The organism is Virgibacillus doumboii, from assembly GCF_902806455.1.
Lineage (GTDB): Bacteria > Bacillota > Bacilli > Bacillales > Amphibacillaceae > Lentibacillus > Lentibacillus doumboii.
Window position 1 is genome coordinate 262630 of the sequence record NZ_CADCWQ010000002.1, and the last position, 21042, is coordinate 283671.

The following is a 21042-nucleotide window of genomic DNA, read 5'->3' on the forward strand; positions in this document are numbered from 1 at the left end:
TCAGTGGGTCAAAAAGTAAATCCAAAAGGTCTTCGCGTTGGCATCATTCGTGACTGGGAGTCAAAATGGTATGCTGGCAAAGACTATGCAGACTTACTACATGAAGATATTAAGATTAGAGAATATCTTGAAAATCGCTTGCGTATTGCTGCTGTTTCTTCTATCGACATCGAACGCGCAGCAAACCGTGTAAATATCACTATTCATACTGGTAAGCCAGGTATGGTAATTGGTAAAGGCGGTTCTGAAGTAGAAGCATTACGTAAATCATTAAACAGCCTGACTGGCAAACGTGTTCACATTAATATCGTTGAAATCAAAAAAGTTGATCTTAACGCAACATTGGTGGCTGAAAACATTGCCCGTCAATTGGAAAACCGTATTTCATTCCGTCGTGCACAAAAGCAGTCAATTCAACGTGCTATGCGCGGAGGAGCAAAAGGAATTAAAACACAAGTATCCGGACGTCTTGGTGGCGCAGACATCGCACGTGCGGAACATTACAGCGAAGGAACAGTACCACTGCACACATTGCGTGCCGATATTGACTATGGCACAGCAGAAGCTGACACAACTTATGGTAAACTAGGTGTTAAAGTGTGGATCTATCGTGGAGAAGTCCTTCCAACTAAAACTGATAAATAAGGAAGGGGGAAATGCATTATGTTAATGCCTAAACGTGTAAAATTTCGTAGACAACACCGTGGTAAAATGAAAGGTCGTGCTAAAGGCGGAACTACAGTTGCTTTTGGTGAATATGGCCTGCAGGCAGTTGATGCTTCCTGGATTACAAGTCGTCAAATTGAGGCCGCTCGTATTGCAATGACTCGTTACATGAAACGTGGCGGTAAAGTTTGGATTAAGATTTTTCCTGACAAACCATATACTGCAAAACCCCTTGAGGTTCGTATGGGTTCCGGTAAAGGTGCTCCAGAAGGATGGGTAGCAGTAGTGAAACCAGGTAAAATTATGTTTGAAATTGCTGGTGTGCCAGAGGAAGTAGCGCGTGAAGCATTGCGTCTTGCTTCTCATAAACTGCCGATAAAAACTAAATTTGTAAAACGTGAAGAAATTGGTGGTGAAATCAATGAAGGCTAATGAAATCAGAGAATTAACCACTGCCGAAATTGAACAAAAAGTTAAATCGTTAAAAGAAGAACTATTTAATTTGCGCTTTCAGCTGGCAACAGGCCAATTGGAAAACACGGCACGTATCCGTGAAGTTAAAAAGTCTATTGCTCGTATGAAAACTGTTGTACGTCAACGTGAACTAAGCCTAAATAACTGAAACCAGAGAGGAGGTTCGCCTCGAAATGAGTGAGCGTAATAATCGTAAAGTATACACTGGTCGTGTCGTATCAGACAAAATGGATAAAACAATTACTGTTTTGGTCGAAACGTATAAGTTTCATACGTTATACGGTAAGCGTGTAAAGTACTCTAAAAAATTCAAAACACATGATGAAAACAACCAGGCTAAAAATGGCGATGTTGTTCGTATCATGGAAACTCGTCCGCTATCAGCTACAAAACGTTTCCGTCTAGTCGAAATCGTTGAAGAAGCGGTAATAATATAATTAAAGTTCGCTCGGAAGGTATCCGAAGGGAGGTCTCAAGGGTATGATTCAACAAGAAACTCGTTTAAAAGTTGCAGATAACTCTGGTGCTCGTGAAGTATTAGCCGTTAAAGTATTAGGCGGATCCGGACGTAAAACAGCTAACATTGGTGATGTAATTGTCTGTACGGTAAAACATGCAACACCAGGTGGCGTTGTTAAAAAAGGTGAAGTTGTTAAAGCAGTCATCGTACGTTCGAAGAGTGGTGTGCGCCGTAAAGACGGATCGTATATTCGTTTTGATGAAAATGCTGCCGTAATCATCCGTGATGACAAGGGTCCAAGAGGTACTCGTATATTTGGACCGGTTGCACGTGAATTGCGCGATGCAAAATTCATGAAAATCGTATCTCTAGCACCAGAAGTTTTATAAAGCTAAAATGATAAGCCTTGTCAAGGAGGTGCGTAAAGCATGCATGTAAAAAAAGGTGATAAAGTTAAAGTAATTTCCGGTAAAGACCGTGGTAAACAAGGCACTGTTTTAGAAGCGTATCCGAAAAAAGAACGTGTCCTGATTGAAGGAATAAACATGATTAAAAAGCACGCAAAACCTTCACAAGACAATCCACAAGGTGGAATTCTTAATCAGGAAGCACCAATTCATGTTTCTAACGTAATGCCTATAGATCCAAAATCCGGTGAACCAACTCGTGTTGGGTATGAAGAGCAGAGCGGAAAAAAAGTCCGTATCGCTAAAAAATCCGGTGAAGCATTAGATAAATAGTCCGCAGGCGAAAGGAGGGCTCTCGTGATGAATGAATTAAAACAAAAATATCAGGATGACGTACTGCCATCTTTGATGAATAAATTTGATTATGAATCAGTTATGCAAGTACCATCTGTTGAAAAAATTGTAATTAACATGGGTGTTGGTGACGCAGTTCAAAACTCAAAAGCATTGGACAATGCAGTCGAGGAACTTTCACTCATCTCCGGGCAAAAACCAGTGGTTACTCGTGCTAAAAAATCAATTGCTGGATTCCGTTTGCGTGAAGGAATGCCTATCGGTGCAAAAGTAACACTTCGTGGTGATCGTATGTTTGAATTCCTTCAAAAGCTTATTGCGGTATCACTTCCACGTGTTCGTGACTTCCGTGGTATTTCCAAGAAAGCATTTGATGGCCGAGGCAACTATACGTTAGGTGTTAAAGAACAGCTGATTTTCCCGGAAATTAACTATGATAAAGTAAGTAAAGTGCGTGGTATGGATATTGTTATCGTAACAAGCTCCAATACTGATGAAGAAGCTCGTGAACTTTTAGCTCAGCTTGGCATGCCTTTCCAAAAGTAAGCACTGAGAGGATTTAGTAAGGGCTAATACAAGGAGGGAAAATTGTGGCTAAAAAATCAATGATTGCGAAACAAAAACGTCCACAAAAATTCAAAGTACGTGAATATACACGTTGTGAGCGCTGTGGCCGTCCACATTCTGTAATTCGTAAATTTAAACTTTGCCGTATTTGTTTCCGCGAACTTGCCTATAAAGGTCAAATTCCTGGTGTCAAAAAAGCAAGCTGGTAAACCCCGATTCGGGAAGGAGGTAATGTAGTAATGGTTATGACTGATCCAATCGCAGATATGCTAACTCGTATTCGTAATGCTAACATGGTGCGCCATGAAAAATTGGAGCTCCCGGCTTCCAAGATGAAAAAAGAGATCGCCGACATCCTTAAACGTGAAGGTTTTGTACGTGATTATGAATTCATTGAAGACAACAAGCAAGGTGTTCTGCGTATTTTCCTTAAGTACGGTGCAAATAGCGAACGAGTAATTACAGGTATCAAACGTATTAGTAAACCAGGTTTGCGTGTTTATGCAAAAGCTGATGAAGTACCTCGTGTACTAAACGGTTTAGGTATAGCAATCGTTTCTACATCAAACGGTGTACTGTCTGATAAAGAAGCACGTACACAAGCTGTTGGTGGCGAAGTACTGGCATATGTTTGGTAATTTATACTTTTTAGACAGGAGGTGCATGGGATGTCTCGTATAGGACTTAAACCACTAAATATTCCTGAAGGTGTCGAAGTAAAACTTGACGGCAATACCGTTACAGTTAAAGGCCCAAAAGGTGAACTGACAAGAGATTATCATGCGGACATGAAAGTTATTATAGAAGATAATGTTTTAACTGTTGAACGTCCAACTGACCATAAAGAACATCGTGCATTACATGGTACAACGCGCAGTCTGATCGCTAACATGGTTCAGGGAGTTCACAATGGTTTTGAAAAGAACCTGGAAATCAACGGTGTTGGTTACCGTGCTCAAAAACAAGGTGACAAAGTTGTGATTAACGCAGGTTATTCACATCCGGTTGAACTTGATCCAATTGAAGGTATCGAGATTGATGTTCCTAAAAACACGCAAGTGGTCGTAAAGGGTATCGATAAAGAATTGGTAGGTGCTGTTGCTGCAAACATTAGAGCAATCAGACCACCAGAGCCCTATAAAGGAAAAGGTATTCGCTATGAAGGTGAATATGTACGTCGTAAAGAAGGTAAAACTGCTAAGTAAGGTTAGTTAGGGAGCAGAAAGGAGTGACCTAGATGATCACAAAGCCTGACAAAAACGCTGTACGCAAAAAAAGACATGCGCGTGTTCGCAAAAACCTATTCGGAACAGAGGAACGCCCGCGTCTGAATGTGTACCGTTCAAATAAACACATTTATGTACAATTAATTGATGATATTTCCGGTGCTACTGTAGCAAGCGCTTCTACGAAAGATAACGAAATGAAAGTTGAAGCTACCGGTAATGTGGACGCAGCTAAACAAGTCGGAGAATTGATTGCAAAACGTGCCCAGGATAAAGGTTATAAATCGGTTGTGTTCGATCGCGGAGGCTACCTTTATCATGGACGTGTGAAAGCATTAGCTGACGCAGCCCGCGAGGCAGGTCTTGAATTTTAATCAACAGATAAAGGAGGGACATAGATGCATACAAGCATTGATCCGAACAAATTAGATCTTGAAGAACGCGTTGTTACGATCAACCGTGTTGCAAAAGTAGTTAAGGGTGGACGTAATTTCCGCTTTGCTGCACTGGTTGTTGTTGGAGACAAAAACGGTCATGTAGGCTTTGGAACAGGTAAATCTAAAGAGGTTCCAGAAGCAATCAAAAAAGCAGTTGACGATGCGAAGAAAAACCTGATTACAGTACCTATCGTTGGAACAACTATTCCACACGAAATTAACGGCAGATTTGGTTCAGGTAACGTATTGATGAAACCAGCTGCAGAAGGTACAGGAGTTATTTCCGGCGGTCCAGTTCGTGCTATACTGGAACTTGCAGGTGTCGGCGATATTTTAACGAAATCACTTGGTGCCAATACACCAATCAACATGATTCGTGCAACGTTAAATGGTTTAACTAATCTGAAGACGGCAGAAGACGTAGCTAAACTACGCGGAAAGTCTGTAGAAGAACTGTTAGGATAGGAGGGAAATACTATGTCTAAAAAGTTAGAAATCACCCTCACGCGCAGTGTTATTGGTCGGACAGAAGCACAACGTCAAACTGTTCAAACACTAGGTCTAAAAAAAATTCAGGCAACCGTAGTTCGAGAAGATACACCAGCTGTTCGCGGTTTGGTTAATAAAGTGTCCCATCTCGTAACGGTTAAAGAAGTATAACTAAACATTAGCGTAAAGAGGAGGTGCTCGCATGAAACTTCATGAATTGAAGGCATCAGAAGGATCACGTAAAAAACGCAATCGCGTCGGTCGCGGAATGTCATCTGGTAACGGAAAAACTTCCGGCAGAGGACATAAAGGACAAAAGGCACGTTCAGGCGGAAATACCCGTCCGGGCTTTGAAGGTGGCCAAATGCCATTGTTCCAACGCCTGCCTAAGCGTGGATTTACAAACATTCATCGCAAGGAATTTGCAATTGTAAACCTGGATGCTTTAAATCGTTTTGAAGAAGGCACAGAAATTACACCTGAGCTATTACTTGAAGAAGGTGTCGTCAGCAAACCGAAATCCGGCATTAAAGTGCTCGGAAAAGGCAATGTCGAAAAAAATCTTACTGTAAAAGCTCATAAGTTCTCTGCTTCAGCGAAAGAAGCTATCGAAGCAGCGGGCGGTAAAACAGAGGTGATTTAATGTTCCGTACGATCTCCAATTTAATGCGCGTAGGTGATATCAGACGGAAAATTATATTTACATTATTAATGTTAATCATATTCCGTCTTGGTACATTTATTCCAGTTCCATTTACAAACAGCGAAGCAATTGACTGGATGAACCAGCAAAATGTCTTCGGATTCTTAAACACATTTGGTGGTGGGGCATTGAAAAACTTCTCCATTTTTGCAATGGGGATTATGCCTTACATTACTGCAGCGATTATTATGCAATTACTGCAAATGGATGTTGTACCAAAATTCACGGAATGGAAAAAGCAAGGGGAAATGGGCCGTAAAAAGATTGCACAGGTAACAAGGTACGGAACAGTTGCTCTTGCATTTATCCAGGCGATCGCAATGTCAATTGGTTTTAATACAATGGCTGGTGGCGCGTTAATCGCCGATCCAAGCATATTAAAGTTTGTTGTCATTGCACTCGTACTGACAAGTGGAACAACATTTTTGATGTGGCTGGGTGAACAAATCACAGCAAACGGTGTTGGAAACGGTATTTCCATTCTGATTTTCGCTGGTATCGTCGCAGCGGTTCCAAATGGAGTGAATCAATTATACAGCCAGTATTTCGTAAATCCTGGTGATGATCTGTTTATCAACATTGTAATTGTTGCATTAATTGCATTGGTGGTAGTTGCCGTTACAGTTGGTGTTATCTTTATCCAGCAGGCACTGCGTAAAATACCAATTCAATATGCTAAAAAACTTGTCAATCGTTCTCCAGTTGGTGGACACTCGACACATTTACCATTAAAAGTAAATGCTGCCGGAGTTATCCCGGTAATTTTTGCGATAGCATTTATTATCGCACCAAGAACGGTTGCGGGATTATTTGAAGGTAATGAGATTGCTGCAACAGTCGAAAATATTTTTGACTATACCCAGCCAATCGGGATGGTTATATATGTAGCATTAATCATTGCGTTCACGTACTTCTATACATTTGTTCAGGTGAACCCGGAACAGATGACTGAGAACTTGCAAAAACAAGGCGGATATATTCCAGGTATACGTCCTGGTAAAAATACAGAAACCTATCTTACACGCGTTATGTACCGGCTAACATTTGTAGGGTCAATCTTTCTGGCAGCTGTTTCTGTTCTGCCTATTGTATTAGGCGGTCTTGCAAATCTGCCTCAAGCAGTACAAATCGGCGGCACAAGCTTACTAATCGTTGTAGGTGTAGCACTGCAAACAATGAAACAACTGGAAAGTCAGCTGGTGAAGCGACACTACAAAGGATTTATCAAGTAAAAAGATGCTGCTAATGAGAGCGAGGGGAAATTAGTGAATTTAATCTTAATGGGTCTGCCTGGTGCAGGAAAAGGTACACAGGCGGAAAAAATAAATGAACAATATAACATCCCTCATATTTCAACAGGAGATATGTTCCGTTTGGCAATAAAAGAAGGAACTGAACTTGGTAAGAAGGCTAAAGCATACATGGATCAGGGAGAACTTGTTCCGGATGAGGTAACAATTGGAATTGTAAAAGAACGCTTAAGTAAAGATGATTGTAAAGATGGATTTCTCTTGGATGGATTTCCAAGAACGATTGCACAGGCAGAAGCTTTACAATCGCTGTTAAGCGAAATGAATGAATCAATTGACTTTTGTCTGCATGTAGATGTACCCGAAGAAAAATTAGTGGAGCGTCTGACGGGCCGTAGAGTTTGTCCTGAATGCGGAGCAACCTATCATGTCATGTATAACCCGCCTGAAAAAGATGGGGTATGTGACAGGGATGGCTCTGAGTTAATACAACGTGAAGATGATCAAGCGGATACGGTGAGAAACCGTTTGGATGTCAATATTAAACAAACAAAACCGCTATTGGAATTTTATCAGGAAAAAGGGTATCTTGTTACAGTTGACGGTGATCAGGAAATTGATCAGGTCTTTCAGGATATTCAAGCAAAGATTGAAAAATAAGCAGGTTGACTGTGTAACCAGCAAGAGATAGATGCTTTTTCTTTTGGTTAAAGCTATAATGAAAGTCGTAGCAACTGTGATTAATACGTTTATTACTTGATATAAAAGTGACACAGAATGATAATGGAAAATGTGTTATTGCTTTATGAGAGGCAATTAAAAATAAGCCTAAGTGAAGGTGATCGTTGTTGACGGAAGCTGATTCGGTTCCACGAATAGGTCAAGTTGTTCGTATTATGCAAGGGCGTGAAGCAGGACAATACGCAGTGGTACTAAATTTGGTAGATGATCGATATGTCTTGTTGGCAGATGGAGAAAAAAGAAAATATGATCGACCAAAGAAAAAGAATTTACATCATATTGAAGTAATGGATTATATTTCTCCGGAAGTCCAAAACAGCCTTCTAGAAACTGGTCGTGTCACAAATGGTAAATTACGGTTTGCCATAACTAAATTTGTCAATGAGGTTGTGACTGATTTGAAGAAGGGAGATCAACACGATGGCGAAAGACGATGTAATTGAAGTGGAAGGTACCGTTACGGAAACATTGCCAAATGCTATGTTTAATGTAGAGCTTGAAAATGGCCATACCGTTTTGGCACATGTATCAGGTAAAATCCGTATGCATTTCATCCGTATTTTACCGGGAGATAAAGTAACGGTTGAACTTTCTCCGTATGATTTAACCAGAGGACGAATTACGTACCGTTATAAATAGACGAGAGCTCCGATATAAAAGGAGGTAAAGATGATGAAAGTAAGAGCATCTGTAAAACCAATTTGCGAAAAATGCAAAGTAATTAAACGCAAAGGCAAAGTAATGGTGATTTGCGAAAACCCGAAACACAAGCAAAAACAAGGTTAATAAATAAGGAGGTGCGCATAAACTATGGCACGTATTGCAGGTATAGATATTCCGCGTGACAAACGTGTAGTTATTTCACTGACTTATATTTATGGAGTTGGTAAAACCACTGCACAAAATATCCTTAAAGAAGCAGGCGTTTCAGAAAATACTCGTGTACGCGACCTGACAGAAGATGAACTGTCAAATATCCGTAAAGCAATCAACGATTACACTGTTGAAGGTGACCTTCGCCGCGAAACATCATTAAACATTAAACGTTTGATTGAGATTGGATCGTACAGAGGAATCAGACACCGTCGTGGTTTACCGGTTCGTGGTCAAAAAACGAAAAACAACTCACGTACTCGTAAAGGTCCACGTCGTACAATCGCTAACAAGAAAAAGTAACGTGAAGGAGGGTAAGATTAATGGCTCGCAAAACAAATACGCGTAAGCGTCGTGTGAAAAAGAATATTGATACTGGTGTAGCACATATCCGTTCTACGTTTAATAACACAATTGTTACAATTACGGATGTTCAAGGTAATTCGATTGGCTGGAGTTCTTCAGGAGCACTGGGTTTCAAAGGATCCCGTAAGTCAACACCTTTTGCTGCACAGATGGCTGCTGAGACTGCAGCAAAAACTGCAGTGGAAAATGGCATGAAAACATTAGAGGTAACTGTAAAAGGCCCTGGTGCTGGCCGTGAAGCAGCAATTCGTTCACTGCAAGCAGCTGGACTGGAAGTTACAGCAATCCGTGACGTGACACCAGTTCCTCATAATGGTTGCCGCCCGCCAAAACGTCGTCGTGTATAATTGTACTGTATAGAATTTGTCACCCTGTCTATAATGGGTTATGATAGCTAAAAGTGTGAAGTAAAAGGGATTTTCCTTTTTGAGAAGACTTTACTATACAACATGACAGTGACTGATAAGTACGAATAAAAGATAATAGTGCAGAAGAACATTTGCCTATTTGGGGAATTTCGGTTAGACAGGATCGTCTAACCGGGGTTTCGACGTTTTAGAGGAGGGTTTTGTGGAATGATCGAAATTGAAAAACCAAGAATAGAAACGGTAGAGATCAGCGATGATGCTACATTTGGAAAATTCGTCGTCGAACCGCTTGAGCGTGGATATGGTACTACTCTAGGAAACTCCTTGCGTCGTATCCTAGTATCCTCACTTCCGGGTGCTGCTGTTACATCAGTTCAAATTGATGGACCACCACATGAATTTTCAACTGTCGAAGGTGTTGCTGAAGATGTCACAACAATCATTTTGAACTTGAAAAAGCTTGCTCTAAAAATTTACTCTGATGAGGAGAAGACTTTAGAGATTGATGTACAGAGTGAAGGAAAAGTTACGGCTGCAGACCTGACATATGACAGTGACGTAGAGGTATTAAATCCTGATCTGCATATTGCTACTATTAACAGTAAAGGTAGTCTGCATATGAAGATTACGGCTGAACGCGGTCGGGGTTATCGTCCAGCTGATGCGAATAACCATGATGACAGACCGATTGGAGTAATTCCGATTGATTCTATCTTTACACCAGTATCACGTGTAACGTATCAAGTTGAAAACACCCGTGTGGGGCAAATCACAAACTACGATAAATTAACATTGGACGTATGGACAGATGGAAGCATTCGTCCTGAAGAAGCTGTTTCTTTAGGTGCAAAAGTCTTTAACGAACATCTGAATATATTTGTAGGTCTAACAGACGAAGCACAAAAGGCAGAAATTATGGTTGAAAAAGAAGAAGACCAAAAAGAAAAAGTTATGGAAATGACAATTGAAGAACTTGATTTATCTGTCAGATCCTATAACTGCTTGAAACGTGCTGGTATTAATACAGTCCAGGAGCTTTCAAATAAATCTGAAGAAGATATGATGAAAGTACGTAACCTGGGCCGCAAATCACTTGAAGAAGTTAAAGTGAAACTGGAAGACTTAGGCTTAGGCTTACGTGATGACGACTAATATTTTAGAACACCTTTAGAATACAACAAAAGCGGAGGCGTCCGTTTAAAGGGAGGGATAGTCCATGGCTAGAAAATTCGGCCGTACAACAGACACGCGTATGGCGCTGCTTCGCAATCTTGCTACTGATTTAATTATTCATGAACGGATAGAAACAACAGAAGCAAAAGCGAAAGAACTGAAATCAATAGTAGAAAAAATGATTACACTGGGAAAACGCGGTGATCTTCACGCGCGTCGTCAAGCATCTGCATTCCTGTATAACCAGGAAGCGAGCGAAGACGACAGTGTTATCCAAAAACTCTTCAATGACGTCGCTGCACGCTATGAAGACAGACAAGGCGGATATACACGAGTTCTTAAACTGGATGCTCGTAAAGGAGATGGAGCAAAAACAGCCATCATCGAGCTGGTTTAAGGGAACCGTACGTATCAAGGGCAGGACTGAATCTCTTCCACGAGGTGAATCCAAGCCCTTTTTTTGTAGTTAAGAAAAGCGTAGGCCGGGACTTGGGGACAGGTCCTCTGTCTCATTGTGGTATGAAATCCTATAAAACGATTTCTATAAACTGCGAAACACTTTGATATAAGTTGAGTGCTATAGTACCGCTCCGGAAATACACTTCGCTTTCCGTGGGCGGCTGTTGAGCCCTCTTCGTGCTTACGCACTCAGAGGTCTCATCTAGGCCTGTCCTCCCACAGGAGTCTCCGTGTATTTCCTCCGCTAAGATTTGCTCAAAAAATCTTGGTAAAGAATTATTACGTGATGATTAAGGGAAGATTTTCAACTTACCAGCAGCTGGAATATGCGAGACTCCTGTGGGAAGTACAAGCTAGGCGAGACCCCGCAGGCGAGGTACGAGCTGAGGAGGGCTCGGCACTTGCCCACGGAAAGTGAGTATATTCCAGCTGCGGGGCAAGAGAGCCTCACTAAATAATATCTAATCAGATTTGTTTCGTAGTTTATGCAAATACAATGGAAAAAAGTAAAGAATGTGAAATGAGCGAGGTGGGACAAGGAGCCTAGCCTGCCCCCATGTCCCACAAACCATTTTAACCAAGGCTTTTGAGCTGAGCACGAGGAGGATTATAACGATGAGAAACAAATTAATAGAGTTTAGAAATGTATCGTTCAGATACGGAGACGAGCAGCCTTGGGTATTGGAAAATTGTTCGTTCGAAATCTATGAAAACGAATCAGTAGCTATTATCGGCCACAATGGTTCAGGAAAGTCAACCATCGCCAAACTGATGAATGGTCTTCTTTTCCCGCAAAAGGGAGAAATTATCATCAATGGTCAGCAGGTGACCCAGGAAACAATCTGGGATATCCGAAAAGATGTTGGAATGGTTTTTCAAAATCCGGATAACCAGTTTGTTGGAACAACCGTAAAAGATGACGTCGCATTCGGTATGGAAAACCGCGGGATTCCACGTGAGGAAATGGTTAAACGGATTAATCAAACCCTGTTAGCCGTTGGTATGGAGGATTACCGTACTACAGAGCCGCACAAGCTATCCGGGGGACAAAAGCAGCGAGTGGCAATTGCAAGCGTTCTGGCCATCTCTCCAAAGGTTCTGATACTGGATGAAGCAACTGCCATGCTCGATCCAAAAGGCAGGGCAGAAATAATGAAAACAGTAACAAGTCTGCAGACAGAAGAGCAGCTTTCATTGATCACGATTACTCACGATCTTCAGGAAGTAGTACAGGCTGAGCGCGTAATTGTGATGAACGAAGGTGAGATTTGGGATGAAGCAACCCCAAGAGAGATATTTGCAAAAAAAGATGAATTACGTAAAATTGGTCTGGATGTTCCATTCGTGGCAATTTTGTCCGATGAATTACAAAAGGCAGGTATACCAATTACAAATGAATCCTTAAACCACGAAGAGCTCTTGGAGGAATTATGGATATCACATTCAAAAATGTAAGCTATATTTATCAGCCAAATACTCCTTTTGCACATAAGGCAATTGAAGACCTGTCATTTCATATTCCATCTGGTTCATTCGTAGCAATAATTGGACATACCGGTTCCGGAAAATCAACGCTCATTCAGCATTTGAATGGTTTAGTCCGTCCAACCGAGGGAGAGGTCTCAGTAGGTGACTTCCATTTAACAAACGATAAAAAAACGAAAAATATGAAAGAATTGCGCAGCCGTGTGGGAGTTGTTTTCCAATACCCGGAACACCAATTATTTGAGGAGACCGTTAAAAAAGATATCGCATTCGGCCCGGAGAATTTTGGTGTTTCGAATAGTGAAATCGAACAGCGTATCAGGGAAATTTCATCTGAAGTAGGTTTAACGGAAGAATTATTGAAACGTTCACCTTTCGACTTAAGTGGAGGACAGATGCGCAGAGTTGCCATTGCAGGAGTGTTGGCTGTTAAGCCGGAAGTTCTTGTTTTGGATGAACCAACTGCAGGACTTGACCCGCGCGGACAAAAAGAAATGATGAATATGTTTTTTGACATGCATAAGCGGCAGGGGCTGACTACAGTGCTTGTAACGCATAGTATGGAGGATGCTGTAAAATATGCCGATCATGTCATTATTTTGAACAAAGGTACGAAATATATGGAAGGGAAACCGGAGGAAGTGTTTACGCAGAAGGAAGCACTTCAGAAGGTTCAGCTCGATGTACCGGAAGTCATTCAATTTCTGAATGCTTTTGAGGACCGATTCGGAAAAGCCATTCCATTTAACCGGCAGCCAATATCAGACATTGCAAAAGAGATTCAGCAAATCATAAAGGGGGCTGAATCTTCGTGAACAATTCTTTAATCATTGGTCAGTACGTCCCTGGTGAGTCGCTGGTTCATCGACTGGATCCACGGACAAAGATAACCATTATCTTCTTTTTCGTATTAATTGTATTTTTTGCGAATAACGTGCTGAGTTATGGCATTCTCACAGTATTTGCTCTGGCAAGCACATTTACAACAAGGATACCACTCCACTTTATCATGAAAGGTTTAATGCCTGTCTGGTTCCTGATTGTATTTACGTTTATTTTGCATCTTGTTGTTACAAAGGAAGGTACCGTATTATTCGAAGTTCTCGGTTTCAGCATTTATTCTGGCGCGATTATACAAGGTTTTGCAATATCAATGCGGTTCTTCCTGCTTATTCTTGTCACATCACTTTTGACATTAACGACAACGCCGATTGAGATTACGGATGCCATCGAGGATATGCTCCATCCGTTGAAAAAAATAAAGTTCCCTGTTCACGAACTTGCACTGATGATGTCTATTTCATTGCGATTTATCCCAACACTTATGCAGGAAACAGAGAAGATCTCAAGAGCACAGTCATCACGTGGTGTTGATTTCCGGACCGGACCGGTAAAAGAACGTATTAAGGCTGTCGTACCGCTGCTGGTGCCACTGTTTGTAAGTGCGTTTAAACGTGCAGAGGAATTGGCAATGGCGATGGAGGCACGCGGCTATCAGGGCGGCGAGGGACGAAGTAAATTGCGCGAATTAAAAATTGATAAGCGTGATATAGCTATCTATAGTTTATTTATCATAGTTGTTGCTGGATTATTTTTTACAAGGAACTATTAGGAAAGGGCCGGACAAAGCATGGCAAAAATTAAATGTATCATAAGCTACGACGGTACAAATTTTTCTGGCTTTCAGATCCAGCCTCGTAATCGTACCGTACAGGGAGAGTTGGAGAAAGCCTTAACGAGAATTCATAAAGGGGAGTATATCCGTATTCACCCATCAGGAAGAACAGATACAGGGGTTCATGCTAAAGGACAAGTTATTCATTTTGAAACTTCCTATGACCTCCAGGTAAATAATTGGAAAATGGCAATGAATACCCTTTTGCCAAAAGACGTTTATGTTCGGGCAGTAGAAATAGTATCAGAGGCATTCCATGCACGATATGATGTTGTGGAGAAGGAATACCGGTATTACATTTGGAATGAGCAGGAAACAGATGTCTTTAAACAAAATTACGCCTATCAATTCCCGTATACACTGGATCTTCAGGCAATGAAGGATGCATGCCGGCATTTTGAAGGGAACCATGACTTCACAACTTTTTCTTCAGCAAAGGCAACAACAAGAGGCAGTAAAGTTCGTAATATGTATGAAGTATCATGCAATATGGAAGGCAGCCAGATTGAATTTATCTTTCGCGGGAGTGGCTTTTTATATAACATGGTCCGGATCATTACAGGGACATTGCTTGATGTTGGACAAGGAAGACGCAGGCCGGCTGATATCGGTGAATTATTGGAAAAAAAAGACCGCCGACTTGTTGGTGATACGGTTCCGGCACAGGGTCTTTATCTATGGAAAGTAACGTACAAACAACAGAATTGACTCTATTATCATAATATATTCCATAAAGGCAAGAAAAAACGCTTTAAAGCTTGACATTTGCACCTGTTATATTATATTATGATTTGTGGCATTTTATTTCTAACCATGATTAGCCCCGGAAACTAATTATGTTTAAATATAGGAATAACAACTGAAACGATTAATGAAATATGGAGGGAAACAACCATGCGCACAACTTTCATGGCGAATGAAGCGAACATTGAACGCAAATGGCTTGTTGTGGATGCTGAAGGCAAACGGTTAGGCCGTTTGGCTAGTGAGGTTGCTGCAATCCTTCGTGGAAAGCATAAACCAACGTATACACCACACGCTGATACTGGTGATCATGTGATCATTATCAACGCCGAAAAAATAGAACTGTCAGGTAATAAAATGACTGACAAAATGTATTATCGTCATTCAAACCACCCAGGTGGTCTTAAAGCACGTAACGCTACTGAAATGCGTACAAAATACCCTGAACAAATGATGGAGCTTACTGTTAAAGGCATGCTTCCAAAAGGTCCATTAGGCCGTAAAATGGGTAAAAAATTGCACGTATTCAGAGGCCCTGAACACAATCATCAAGCACAAAAACCAGAAGTTTACGAGCTTCGTGGATAATTAAAAGGAGGTAAAGCAATTGGCACAAGTACAATATTACGGTACAGGTCGTCGTAAACGTTCAACTGCACGCGTACGTCTCGTTCCAGGAACTGGCCGTGTGATCATCAACAAACGTGATGTGGCAGACTATTTCCCGTATGAAACACAACGTATTATTCTAAATCAACCACTTGTAGCAACCGAAACACAAGGCACATATGACGTATTGGTTAATGTGGACGGTGGAGGATTTACTGGCCAAGCTGGTGCTATCCGTCACGGTGTTGCTCGTGCACTTCTGGAAGCAGATCCGGAATACCGTGCAACATTGAAGCGTGAAGGATACCTGACACGTGACGCACGTGAAACAGAACGTAAGAAATACGGTCTTAAAGGCGCTCGTCGTGCACCACAATTCTCAAAACGTTAATATTACACGATCAAAAGCTCTTTTTCCTCATTGGAAGAAGGGCTTTTTTTAATTCCAGGAAATTATAGGATGAAAGTGCTGTAGATAACTGGCAACTTCATCGGTCACGTCCAGCTCCATCAACCGGTATCCTGACACTTTTGTTTATGTCGAAGACCGAAATACTGATGAAACAAGTAAAAACAACACCCTACCAATTTCCTGCAAATACTTGTATCATAAAACTATCCAATTTAATCGAGGAGGAACGACTTTGAACCAAATCAAAACACTGACAGATTTCAACCAAATATTCGCTCTATCCCAGTTTGCCTTTCAATATGAGCTATCGGATGAGGCATTTTCGAAAAAGAAAGAAGAAGCCCAGCGGCACATTATCTGGGGTTGGATGGATGACAATAATCAGCTTGCCGCAAAACTGCACCTTATTCCATTGTCCTGTTACATAAACGGTCAAGCTTTCCAAATGGGCGGCATTAGTTCGGTTGCAACATGGCCCGAGTTCCGGCGGCAGGGAGCGGCAAAGAACCTGCTTCATCATGCTTTAAAATATATGCAGAATAACGGACAGACAATTTCTTTTCTTCATCCGTTTGCGTTCTCCTTTTACCGGAAATATGGCTGGGAACATTTCATTTCCGAAAAAATATATGACATCCCAATTGTGAAGCTGAAAAGGTCCTGGGAAGGGAAAGGTTATGTGCGCCGGATCAATGAGAGTGACATTGATTTGCTTCATACTATTTACACGGAATATGCCAAAAATTACAATGGCACACTTGTCCGGGACGAAAAATGGTGGAAGCAGCGTGTGCTGAACGGCAACTATCATATTGCGGCCGCTTACAATGAAGCGAACCATGCAGAGGGCTACATAATTTATAACGTGAAGGAGAATGCGGTGCACGTTGCAGAAATAGCCGATACATCGCTTAATGGTAAGCAGCTGCTCCTTGAGTTCATTGCAAACCATGATTCGATGGCTAAAAGGGTAGAAATGATTGTACCGGAAAATGATAATCTTCCGCTTTTGGTTGATGAACCTAAATTTGATCAAAAAATAAACCCTTACTTTATGGCACGCATTGTTGATGTTTTTGCGTTTTTGAAGCAATATCCGTTTCTGGAATCCAATGTACAAGCAATTACATTGAAAGTCACGGATGATTTTTTACCGGAAAACAATGGCGTTTATCAGTTGTCACAAATTGGAGAAGACACAAAGGTAACATTCATGAGGCATCAGGACCATCAAAACGTCGTTCACGTTTCTATCCAATATTTAACTTCCATGCTCATGAGCTATAAACGCCCAATGGAACTGTTTAATGCCGGACTGATTGAAGGAAAGCAGGAACACGTTGAACAGCTGGAAAAAGTCATACCAAATCGGCAAACCTTTTTCCCTGATTTCTTTTAACAAGCGCTCTTTTCAGGTATATTGTTGTTTTTTAGTACAATAGATATAAATTGCGAACTAATTATCATATAGTGTGACGCTCTGAAGGCGTAGCTGGAACTATACTTTCCTTCCTAAGTTCTTGTATCGATCCCTTCAGCAGCCAGGGTGAAGGGATCTTCATAACCCCCGATGAAGCGTATTTCCCAGGTGATTTAGCATCAAATAGCGTTTCATAGCCTGGATGAGGCGCTTTTTGAAGACGTTTCCGCTTCATTTTGCTCTTCATAACTTTCTTACTCCAGGAGTCCTGCGAGCAACTTAGTTTAATATGTAGAACAAGTCCAATAGCACTTAACTTTTTTAACTAGTTCGCAGTTTATGAAAACTACGAAATTAAAAATCAACAATCTTTGCAAAAACATTCATAACAGATGGTATATTAGGAATTTATCCTTATTCTTGTCAAAAAATATTAAAAATTGTGGGATATTTTCGTATAATGCGTTAAAATGGTAATAACTAGAATCTGGTGAACCTCTCCAACTAATTGCTTTGCAATTTGATGGAGCATCCTAAAAATACAAATGATTTTATAGGATTTTCCTCCTTCAATGACCGTCGCTTTGTTCGCTAAGAACCGAGTCTTACACAATCTCCAGAGGCGTTGATTATACTGTTTGGACGGGACCTCGACCTACAGTTTATCTATCGTTTATGCTGTTGGGCTGAGACCCAATTGGTCTAGTCCAGTTTTTTCGATGTTAAGCGCCGCATTATGATCACGGTCAAGTATGGTTCACAATCCGTACAGATATGGGTACGAATGGAGAGTGACTTTTTTACTTGATTGCGACAACCTGAACAATTTTGACTGGTGTAATGGGGTTTTACTTTAACCAAACCTCTTGTAACGGTTGGGATGGAACACTTTTCAAAACAGCAACTTTCTTTTTGTCTTTTGCTTGTTGTTTTTGTAAGCAGTATCGAGACAGCCCCTTTTTATGTTTCTTGTAATAATGTTGTTTGTCCAAGAGCGCAGAGTTATACTGCTGACGACAGATGGATATCCAGCTATCTAATAGTTGTACTTGCTTTTCAGTTGGGTATATTTCGTACTTGTAATTTAGAATCACCCAGCAGCCACTCTCTCGAACATTTGTTTGTATTTTAAGTTTATATTATTTTTTACTATTTGTAAAGTTCAATTTATTATTTTTGGCAAATAATAAAAGCCATTCATCCCCCACTAAATCCGATAGATTTTGAAGGGGAATTCTGGCTTAATTATGTTAAAAGGAATGTCGTAAATGACCTATCAAGCTAACATTCTCAAATTCTTCTTTCCAATCGACGATCATTTATATCGGATACATAAAGCGGAAGCCTTAAAAAATCATTGGAAAATAACTGCACTGCTCGTCCTGGTTAGCGTGATTGTATACACCTGGATGGGACTTCTTGGGATCGGTTCAGATATCATTTCCGGTAATGCAACATCCTTCACCGCCCTGCAATACGGGGAGAGTAAGTTCTGGTTTGTAATTGGCCGGATGGGATTTGCCGTACTGTTTGTATTATTAGTCTTATTTCTGCCATCCTTGCTATTTTATCTAATCACGAGGATTCCTTACCGGAAATTATTAATCATGCAGCAGGTTGTTCTTCTTGTCTTATTGATAGAGCGAATCACCTGGATTCCACTAGTCGTGTATTTGGGGCTGGATTGGTATGTTTCGCCGTTATCTTTCGGAATTATTACATCTTATTTCACGGAAATTCCGTGGATTGTGTTCTTTTTTGGCGCGATGTCGCTGTTTCAGCTCTGGATCATTTGGTTTCAGGCAAAGTATTTAAATTATATGTCGACAATTAAGAAGCGGTGGGTTTGGTTCAGCGTCATTTTTTTACATATTCTTTATTGGGCCGGGGCAGCAGCGTTAGCTTTTATGGATATTCATTTCATAAGTGGGTGGTTTGAATGAATCGGAGAAAAATCTTCATAGCGCTGATAATTATTTTTGTGGCAGTAAATGGTCTGCTCATTCTTTTGGATGATACAGGTAAAGTGGATCGGGTATCCTATGTCCATGAATGGTCAGAGACGTTTGAAAAAGATATGTATGAGAAGATTGAGACAGCAGGTGTTTTGGCTACGGTAAACGAAAAGAACGTTTATTTTGATGAGGACAAGGGTAGCTTTAAGGAATTTCTGGTTGAAAAAGGTAATAATGTGAATGTTGGTGATGGGCTGTTTACTTATGAGGTACGCGACTATTATGAAACCAAGGCCCATCTGGAAAGCGAACAAACCAGGCTGAATGGTGAGATTACAGCTATCGAGCAGGCAATTGACACCATGTCTTTTTATCAAATTCCGGAAACTGATTTTTCTGCTGATTATGAAGACGAGAATGCCAATCTTGAAATTACCGGCAGGTCGGTTGATGCGAACTATATGAAGGAACAATATCTGGCTGAGAAGGAAAAAGAACTCGCCCAGAAGAATGCCCAGCTGCAAAGCATCCAGGCACAGCTATCGGAACTTGAATCAACTGGAGAAACGATCACAGTGGAAAGTCCATTTGAGGGTGAAGTTGTTGAGACGTCAGAAGCACTTGATAATCCTGTCATATCGATTCGGGATATGCAATTGCAGGCGGAAGGCGAACTAACAGAGCACGAGCGGATGAACGTGGAAATGAATATGCCTGTCGAAATTGCCATTAGAGAAAATGATAAAGTTTTACAAGGTTCACTGGAAAAAATCAGTGATTCGCCGAAAACAGTAAATATCCATGGAACCAGCCTGTATCCATTTCATGCGGCATTTGCAGAGGATGCTAAAACGGAAAGCCTGCTACCGGGATTGCATGCGGATTTGTCGATTATCACAAACGAATCGCCTGATGCCACGGTTGTTAAAGAGAAGCAAATTTTCGATAATAGTTTGTGGAAGATGACAAGCGAGGGTAAGTTGCATAAACAGGATATCAAGACAGGTATTCAAATGGACAATATCATTGAGGTGACAAAAGGGGCAGAGTCCGGTGAATGGGTAGCCGATGAAGATAAATCACAGTTTCGTAATGCTGCACCCTTTGTTACGCCATTGAAGCTGGAGAACATACAATGGAAACGATTAGGGAAATATGATAATGTAAATTGGGAAAAGTACTTTATTATAGGAATGCTTTCAAGATAACGTTTTATTTTATAAAGCGAGTGGTAAATCTTTTATACAAGGGAGGGTACATATTCAATGGATTTAGTCTACGTTGGCGTATTATTTTGTGCATTGGCATTTGCTTTGGTCATCATCTATATTTCCCTCGTATTGAAACGTGTATCAAAAACGATGGAGACGCTTGGTGAAACGTTAGGTGAAGTGGAAGAAAAAATGCAGCGTATTACGCCGCAATTACGAACTACAGTAAACGAAACCGGAAAAATAGTAGATGATTTAAATGAAAAAGTTGCAGTGGCTGATAATTTGTTTGATACTCTTGAGAATATAGGAACTTCACTGAATGCATGTAATCAGCTATTGAACCGAGAGACCAAAAAACTCCCTGAATATACATCATCTAAAGACTTGGACAAGGTTACAGAAGGTATTAAATGGGGTGACATTGCACTCCGGTTATATAAAAAATGGAATAACAAAGACGGGAAAAATGAATTAGTCGTTCAGGATGAGAATCTTCCAGTAAAAAAATAAGAAAT

General features: G+C 40.8%; 34 protein-coding genes. 33 read left to right on the forward strand and 1 reads right to left on the reverse strand.

Going from position 1 to position 21042, the window contains the following annotated elements:
* Positions 1–3 precede the first annotated feature (3 nt).
* The 30 genes from rpsC to G6R02_RS17710 all read left to right on the forward strand — a co-directional run bounded on the left by rpsC (position 4) and on the right by G6R02_RS17710 (position 17337).
* Positions 4–645, forward strand: a complete 642-nt coding sequence (rpsC, locus tag G6R02_RS17565) for a 30S ribosomal protein S3 (protein ID WP_164670682.1) — start codon at positions 4–6, stop codon at positions 643–645.
* Between the two features lie 18 nt (positions 646–663).
* Entirely contained in the window at positions 664–1098 is a 435-nt protein-coding gene (gene rplP / locus G6R02_RS17570) for a 50S ribosomal protein L16 (RefSeq protein ID WP_164670683.1), read from the forward strand.
* On the forward strand, positions 1088–1288 hold the full coding sequence (gene rpmC, locus G6R02_RS17575; RefSeq protein ID WP_164670684.1) for a 50S ribosomal protein L29: 201 nt from the start codon (positions 1088–1090) through the stop codon (positions 1286–1288). The genes rplP and rpmC overlap by 11 nt, the downstream gene beginning before the upstream one ends.
* Before the next feature lie 25 nt (positions 1289–1313).
* Positions 1314–1577: a 30S ribosomal protein S17 gene (gene rpsQ, locus G6R02_RS17580; protein WP_164670685.1), complete on the forward strand. Its 264-nt coding sequence runs from the start codon at positions 1314–1316 to the stop codon at positions 1575–1577.
* 43 nt (positions 1578–1620) lie between these two features.
* Positions 1621–1989, forward strand: a complete 369-nt coding sequence (rplN, locus tag G6R02_RS17585; RefSeq protein WP_164670686.1) for a 50S ribosomal protein L14 — start codon at positions 1621–1623, stop codon at positions 1987–1989.
* A gap of 39 nt (positions 1990–2028) precedes the next feature.
* On the forward strand, positions 2029–2340 hold the full coding sequence (rplX, locus tag G6R02_RS17590) for a 50S ribosomal protein L24 (protein WP_164670687.1): 312 nt from the start codon (positions 2029–2031) through the stop codon (positions 2338–2340).
* Between the two features lie 27 nt (positions 2341–2367).
* The gene (gene rplE, locus G6R02_RS17595) at positions 2368–2907 is read left to right on the forward strand and encodes a 50S ribosomal protein L5 (protein ID WP_164670688.1); all 540 of its coding nucleotides are present in this window, start codon (positions 2368–2370) and stop codon (positions 2905–2907) included.
* A gap of 44 nt (positions 2908–2951) precedes the next feature.
* Positions 2952–3137 (forward strand): type Z 30S ribosomal protein S14, encoded by a 186-nt coding sequence (locus G6R02_RS17600; RefSeq protein ID WP_077324032.1) that lies wholly within the window; start codon positions 2952–2954, stop codon positions 3135–3137.
* A 30-nt stretch (positions 3138–3167) separates the two neighbouring features.
* Positions 3168–3566 carry a 30S ribosomal protein S8 gene (gene rpsH / locus G6R02_RS17605; RefSeq protein WP_164670689.1) on the forward strand — a complete coding sequence of 133 codons (399 nt, stop codon included), beginning with the start codon at positions 3168–3170 and terminating at the stop codon, positions 3564–3566.
* 30 nt (positions 3567–3596) lie between these two features.
* A complete protein-coding gene (gene rplF / locus G6R02_RS17610; RefSeq protein ID WP_164670690.1) occupies positions 3597–4133 on the forward strand; it encodes a 50S ribosomal protein L6 in 537 nt (178 codons plus the stop codon).
* A gap of 32 nt (positions 4134–4165) precedes the next feature.
* On the forward strand, positions 4166–4528 hold the full coding sequence (rplR, locus tag G6R02_RS17615; protein ID WP_164670691.1) for a 50S ribosomal protein L18: 363 nt from the start codon (positions 4166–4168) through the stop codon (positions 4526–4528).
* Positions 4529–4552: 24 nt separating this feature from the next.
* Positions 4553–5056, forward strand: a complete 504-nt coding sequence (gene rpsE, locus G6R02_RS17620) for a 30S ribosomal protein S5 (RefSeq protein WP_164670692.1) — start codon at positions 4553–4555, stop codon at positions 5054–5056.
* A gap of 12 nt (positions 5057–5068) precedes the next feature.
* Positions 5069–5251, forward strand: a complete 183-nt coding sequence (gene rpmD / locus G6R02_RS17625; RefSeq protein ID WP_164670693.1) for a 50S ribosomal protein L30 — start codon at positions 5069–5071, stop codon at positions 5249–5251.
* Positions 5252–5282: 31 nt separating this feature from the next.
* The gene (gene rplO, locus G6R02_RS17630; protein ID WP_164670694.1) at positions 5283–5723 is read left to right on the forward strand and encodes a 50S ribosomal protein L15; all 441 of its coding nucleotides are present in this window, start codon (positions 5283–5285) and stop codon (positions 5721–5723) included.
* The gene (secY, locus tag G6R02_RS17635; RefSeq protein ID WP_164670695.1) at positions 5723–7015 is read left to right on the forward strand and encodes a preprotein translocase subunit SecY; all 1293 of its coding nucleotides are present in this window, start codon (positions 5723–5725) and stop codon (positions 7013–7015) included. The genes rplO and secY overlap by 1 nt, the downstream gene beginning before the upstream one ends.
* 33 nt (positions 7016–7048) lie before the next feature.
* The gene (locus tag G6R02_RS17640; RefSeq protein WP_164670696.1) at positions 7049–7693 is read left to right on the forward strand and encodes an adenylate kinase; all 645 of its coding nucleotides are present in this window, start codon (positions 7049–7051) and stop codon (positions 7691–7693) included.
* Between the two features lie 188 nt (positions 7694–7881).
* A complete protein-coding gene (locus tag G6R02_RS17645; protein WP_164670697.1) occupies positions 7882–8217 on the forward strand; it encodes a KOW domain-containing RNA-binding protein in 336 nt (111 codons plus the stop codon).
* Positions 8195–8413, forward strand: a complete 219-nt coding sequence (gene infA / locus G6R02_RS17650) for a translation initiation factor IF-1 (RefSeq protein ID WP_010095735.1) — start codon at positions 8195–8197, stop codon at positions 8411–8413. The genes G6R02_RS17645 and infA overlap by 23 nt, the downstream gene beginning before the upstream one ends.
* Before the next feature lie 33 nt (positions 8414–8446).
* Positions 8447–8560, forward strand: coding sequence for a 50S ribosomal protein L36 (rpmJ, locus tag G6R02_RS17655; RefSeq protein ID WP_010095733.1), 114 nt, complete (start codon positions 8447–8449; stop codon positions 8558–8560).
* Between the two features lie 24 nt (positions 8561–8584).
* Positions 8585–8950, forward strand: a complete 366-nt coding sequence (gene rpsM / locus G6R02_RS17660; RefSeq protein WP_164670698.1) for a 30S ribosomal protein S13 — start codon at positions 8585–8587, stop codon at positions 8948–8950.
* A gap of 20 nt (positions 8951–8970) precedes the next feature.
* Positions 8971–9360: a 30S ribosomal protein S11 gene (gene rpsK, locus G6R02_RS17665; protein ID WP_164670699.1), complete on the forward strand. Its 390-nt coding sequence runs from the start codon at positions 8971–8973 to the stop codon at positions 9358–9360.
* A gap of 228 nt (positions 9361–9588) precedes the next feature.
* Positions 9589–10533: a DNA-directed RNA polymerase subunit alpha gene (locus G6R02_RS17670; protein ID WP_164670700.1), complete on the forward strand. Its 945-nt coding sequence runs from the start codon at positions 9589–9591 to the stop codon at positions 10531–10533.
* A gap of 64 nt (positions 10534–10597) precedes the next feature.
* Positions 10598–10951, forward strand: coding sequence for a 50S ribosomal protein L17 (gene rplQ / locus G6R02_RS17675; RefSeq protein WP_164670701.1), 354 nt, complete (start codon positions 10598–10600; stop codon positions 10949–10951).
* A gap of 677 nt (positions 10952–11628) precedes the next feature.
* Positions 11629–12468 (forward strand): energy-coupling factor ABC transporter ATP-binding protein, encoded by an 840-nt coding sequence (locus G6R02_RS17680; protein ID WP_164670702.1) that lies wholly within the window; start codon positions 11629–11631, stop codon positions 12466–12468.
* Positions 12444–13313 carry an energy-coupling factor ABC transporter ATP-binding protein gene (locus G6R02_RS17685; RefSeq protein ID WP_164670703.1) on the forward strand — a complete coding sequence of 290 codons (870 nt, stop codon included), beginning with the start codon at positions 12444–12446 and terminating at the stop codon, positions 13311–13313. The genes G6R02_RS17680 and G6R02_RS17685 overlap by 25 nt, the downstream gene beginning before the upstream one ends.
* On the forward strand, positions 13310–14110 hold the full coding sequence (locus G6R02_RS17690) for an energy-coupling factor transporter transmembrane component T family protein (RefSeq protein WP_164670704.1): 801 nt from the start codon (positions 13310–13312) through the stop codon (positions 14108–14110). The genes G6R02_RS17685 and G6R02_RS17690 overlap by 4 nt, the downstream gene beginning before the upstream one ends.
* An 18-nt stretch (positions 14111–14128) precedes the next feature.
* Positions 14129–14881 carry a tRNA pseudouridine(38-40) synthase TruA gene (gene truA / locus G6R02_RS17695; protein ID WP_164670705.1) on the forward strand — a complete coding sequence of 251 codons (753 nt, stop codon included), beginning with the start codon at positions 14129–14131 and terminating at the stop codon, positions 14879–14881.
* Positions 14882–15067: 186 nt separating this feature from the next.
* Positions 15068–15505 (forward strand): 50S ribosomal protein L13, encoded by a 438-nt coding sequence (rplM, locus tag G6R02_RS17700; RefSeq protein ID WP_164670706.1) that lies wholly within the window; start codon positions 15068–15070, stop codon positions 15503–15505.
* A 19-nt stretch (positions 15506–15524) separates the two neighbouring features.
* Positions 15525–15917: a 30S ribosomal protein S9 gene (gene rpsI / locus G6R02_RS17705; protein WP_164670707.1), complete on the forward strand. Its 393-nt coding sequence runs from the start codon at positions 15525–15527 to the stop codon at positions 15915–15917.
* A gap of 253 nt (positions 15918–16170) precedes the next feature.
* Positions 16171–17337, forward strand: coding sequence for a GNAT family N-acetyltransferase (locus tag G6R02_RS17710; RefSeq protein WP_164670708.1), 1167 nt, complete (start codon positions 16171–16173; stop codon positions 17335–17337).
* An 869-nt stretch (positions 17338–18206) separates the two neighbouring features.
* Here G6R02_RS17710 and G6R02_RS17720 read toward each other — a convergent pair.
* Positions 18207–18452 carry a helix-turn-helix domain-containing protein gene (locus G6R02_RS17720; protein ID WP_164670709.1) on the reverse strand — a complete coding sequence of 82 codons (246 nt, stop codon included), beginning with the start codon at positions 18450–18452 and terminating at the stop codon, positions 18207–18209.
* 174 nt (positions 18453–18626) lie between these two features.
* Here G6R02_RS17720 and G6R02_RS17725 point away from each other — a divergent pair, with 174 nt between their 5' ends.
* From G6R02_RS17725 to G6R02_RS17735, 3 genes are read left to right on the forward strand one after another with little or no spacing between them, the layout of a single operon-like run.
* Complete coding sequence (locus G6R02_RS17725) at positions 18627–19301, forward strand: hypothetical protein (RefSeq protein ID WP_164670710.1); 675 nt, start codon at positions 18627–18629, stop codon at positions 19299–19301.
* Entirely contained in the window at positions 19298–20521 is a 1224-nt protein-coding gene (locus G6R02_RS17730) for an efflux RND transporter periplasmic adaptor subunit (RefSeq protein ID WP_164670711.1), read from the forward strand. Before G6R02_RS17725 ends, G6R02_RS17730 begins: the two co-directional genes overlap by 4 nt.
* 57 nt (positions 20522–20578) lie before the next feature.
* Positions 20579–21037: a DUF948 domain-containing protein gene (locus G6R02_RS17735; protein WP_164670712.1), complete on the forward strand. Its 459-nt coding sequence runs from the start codon at positions 20579–20581 to the stop codon at positions 21035–21037.
* The last annotated feature ends 5 nt before the right edge of the window (positions 21038–21042 follow it).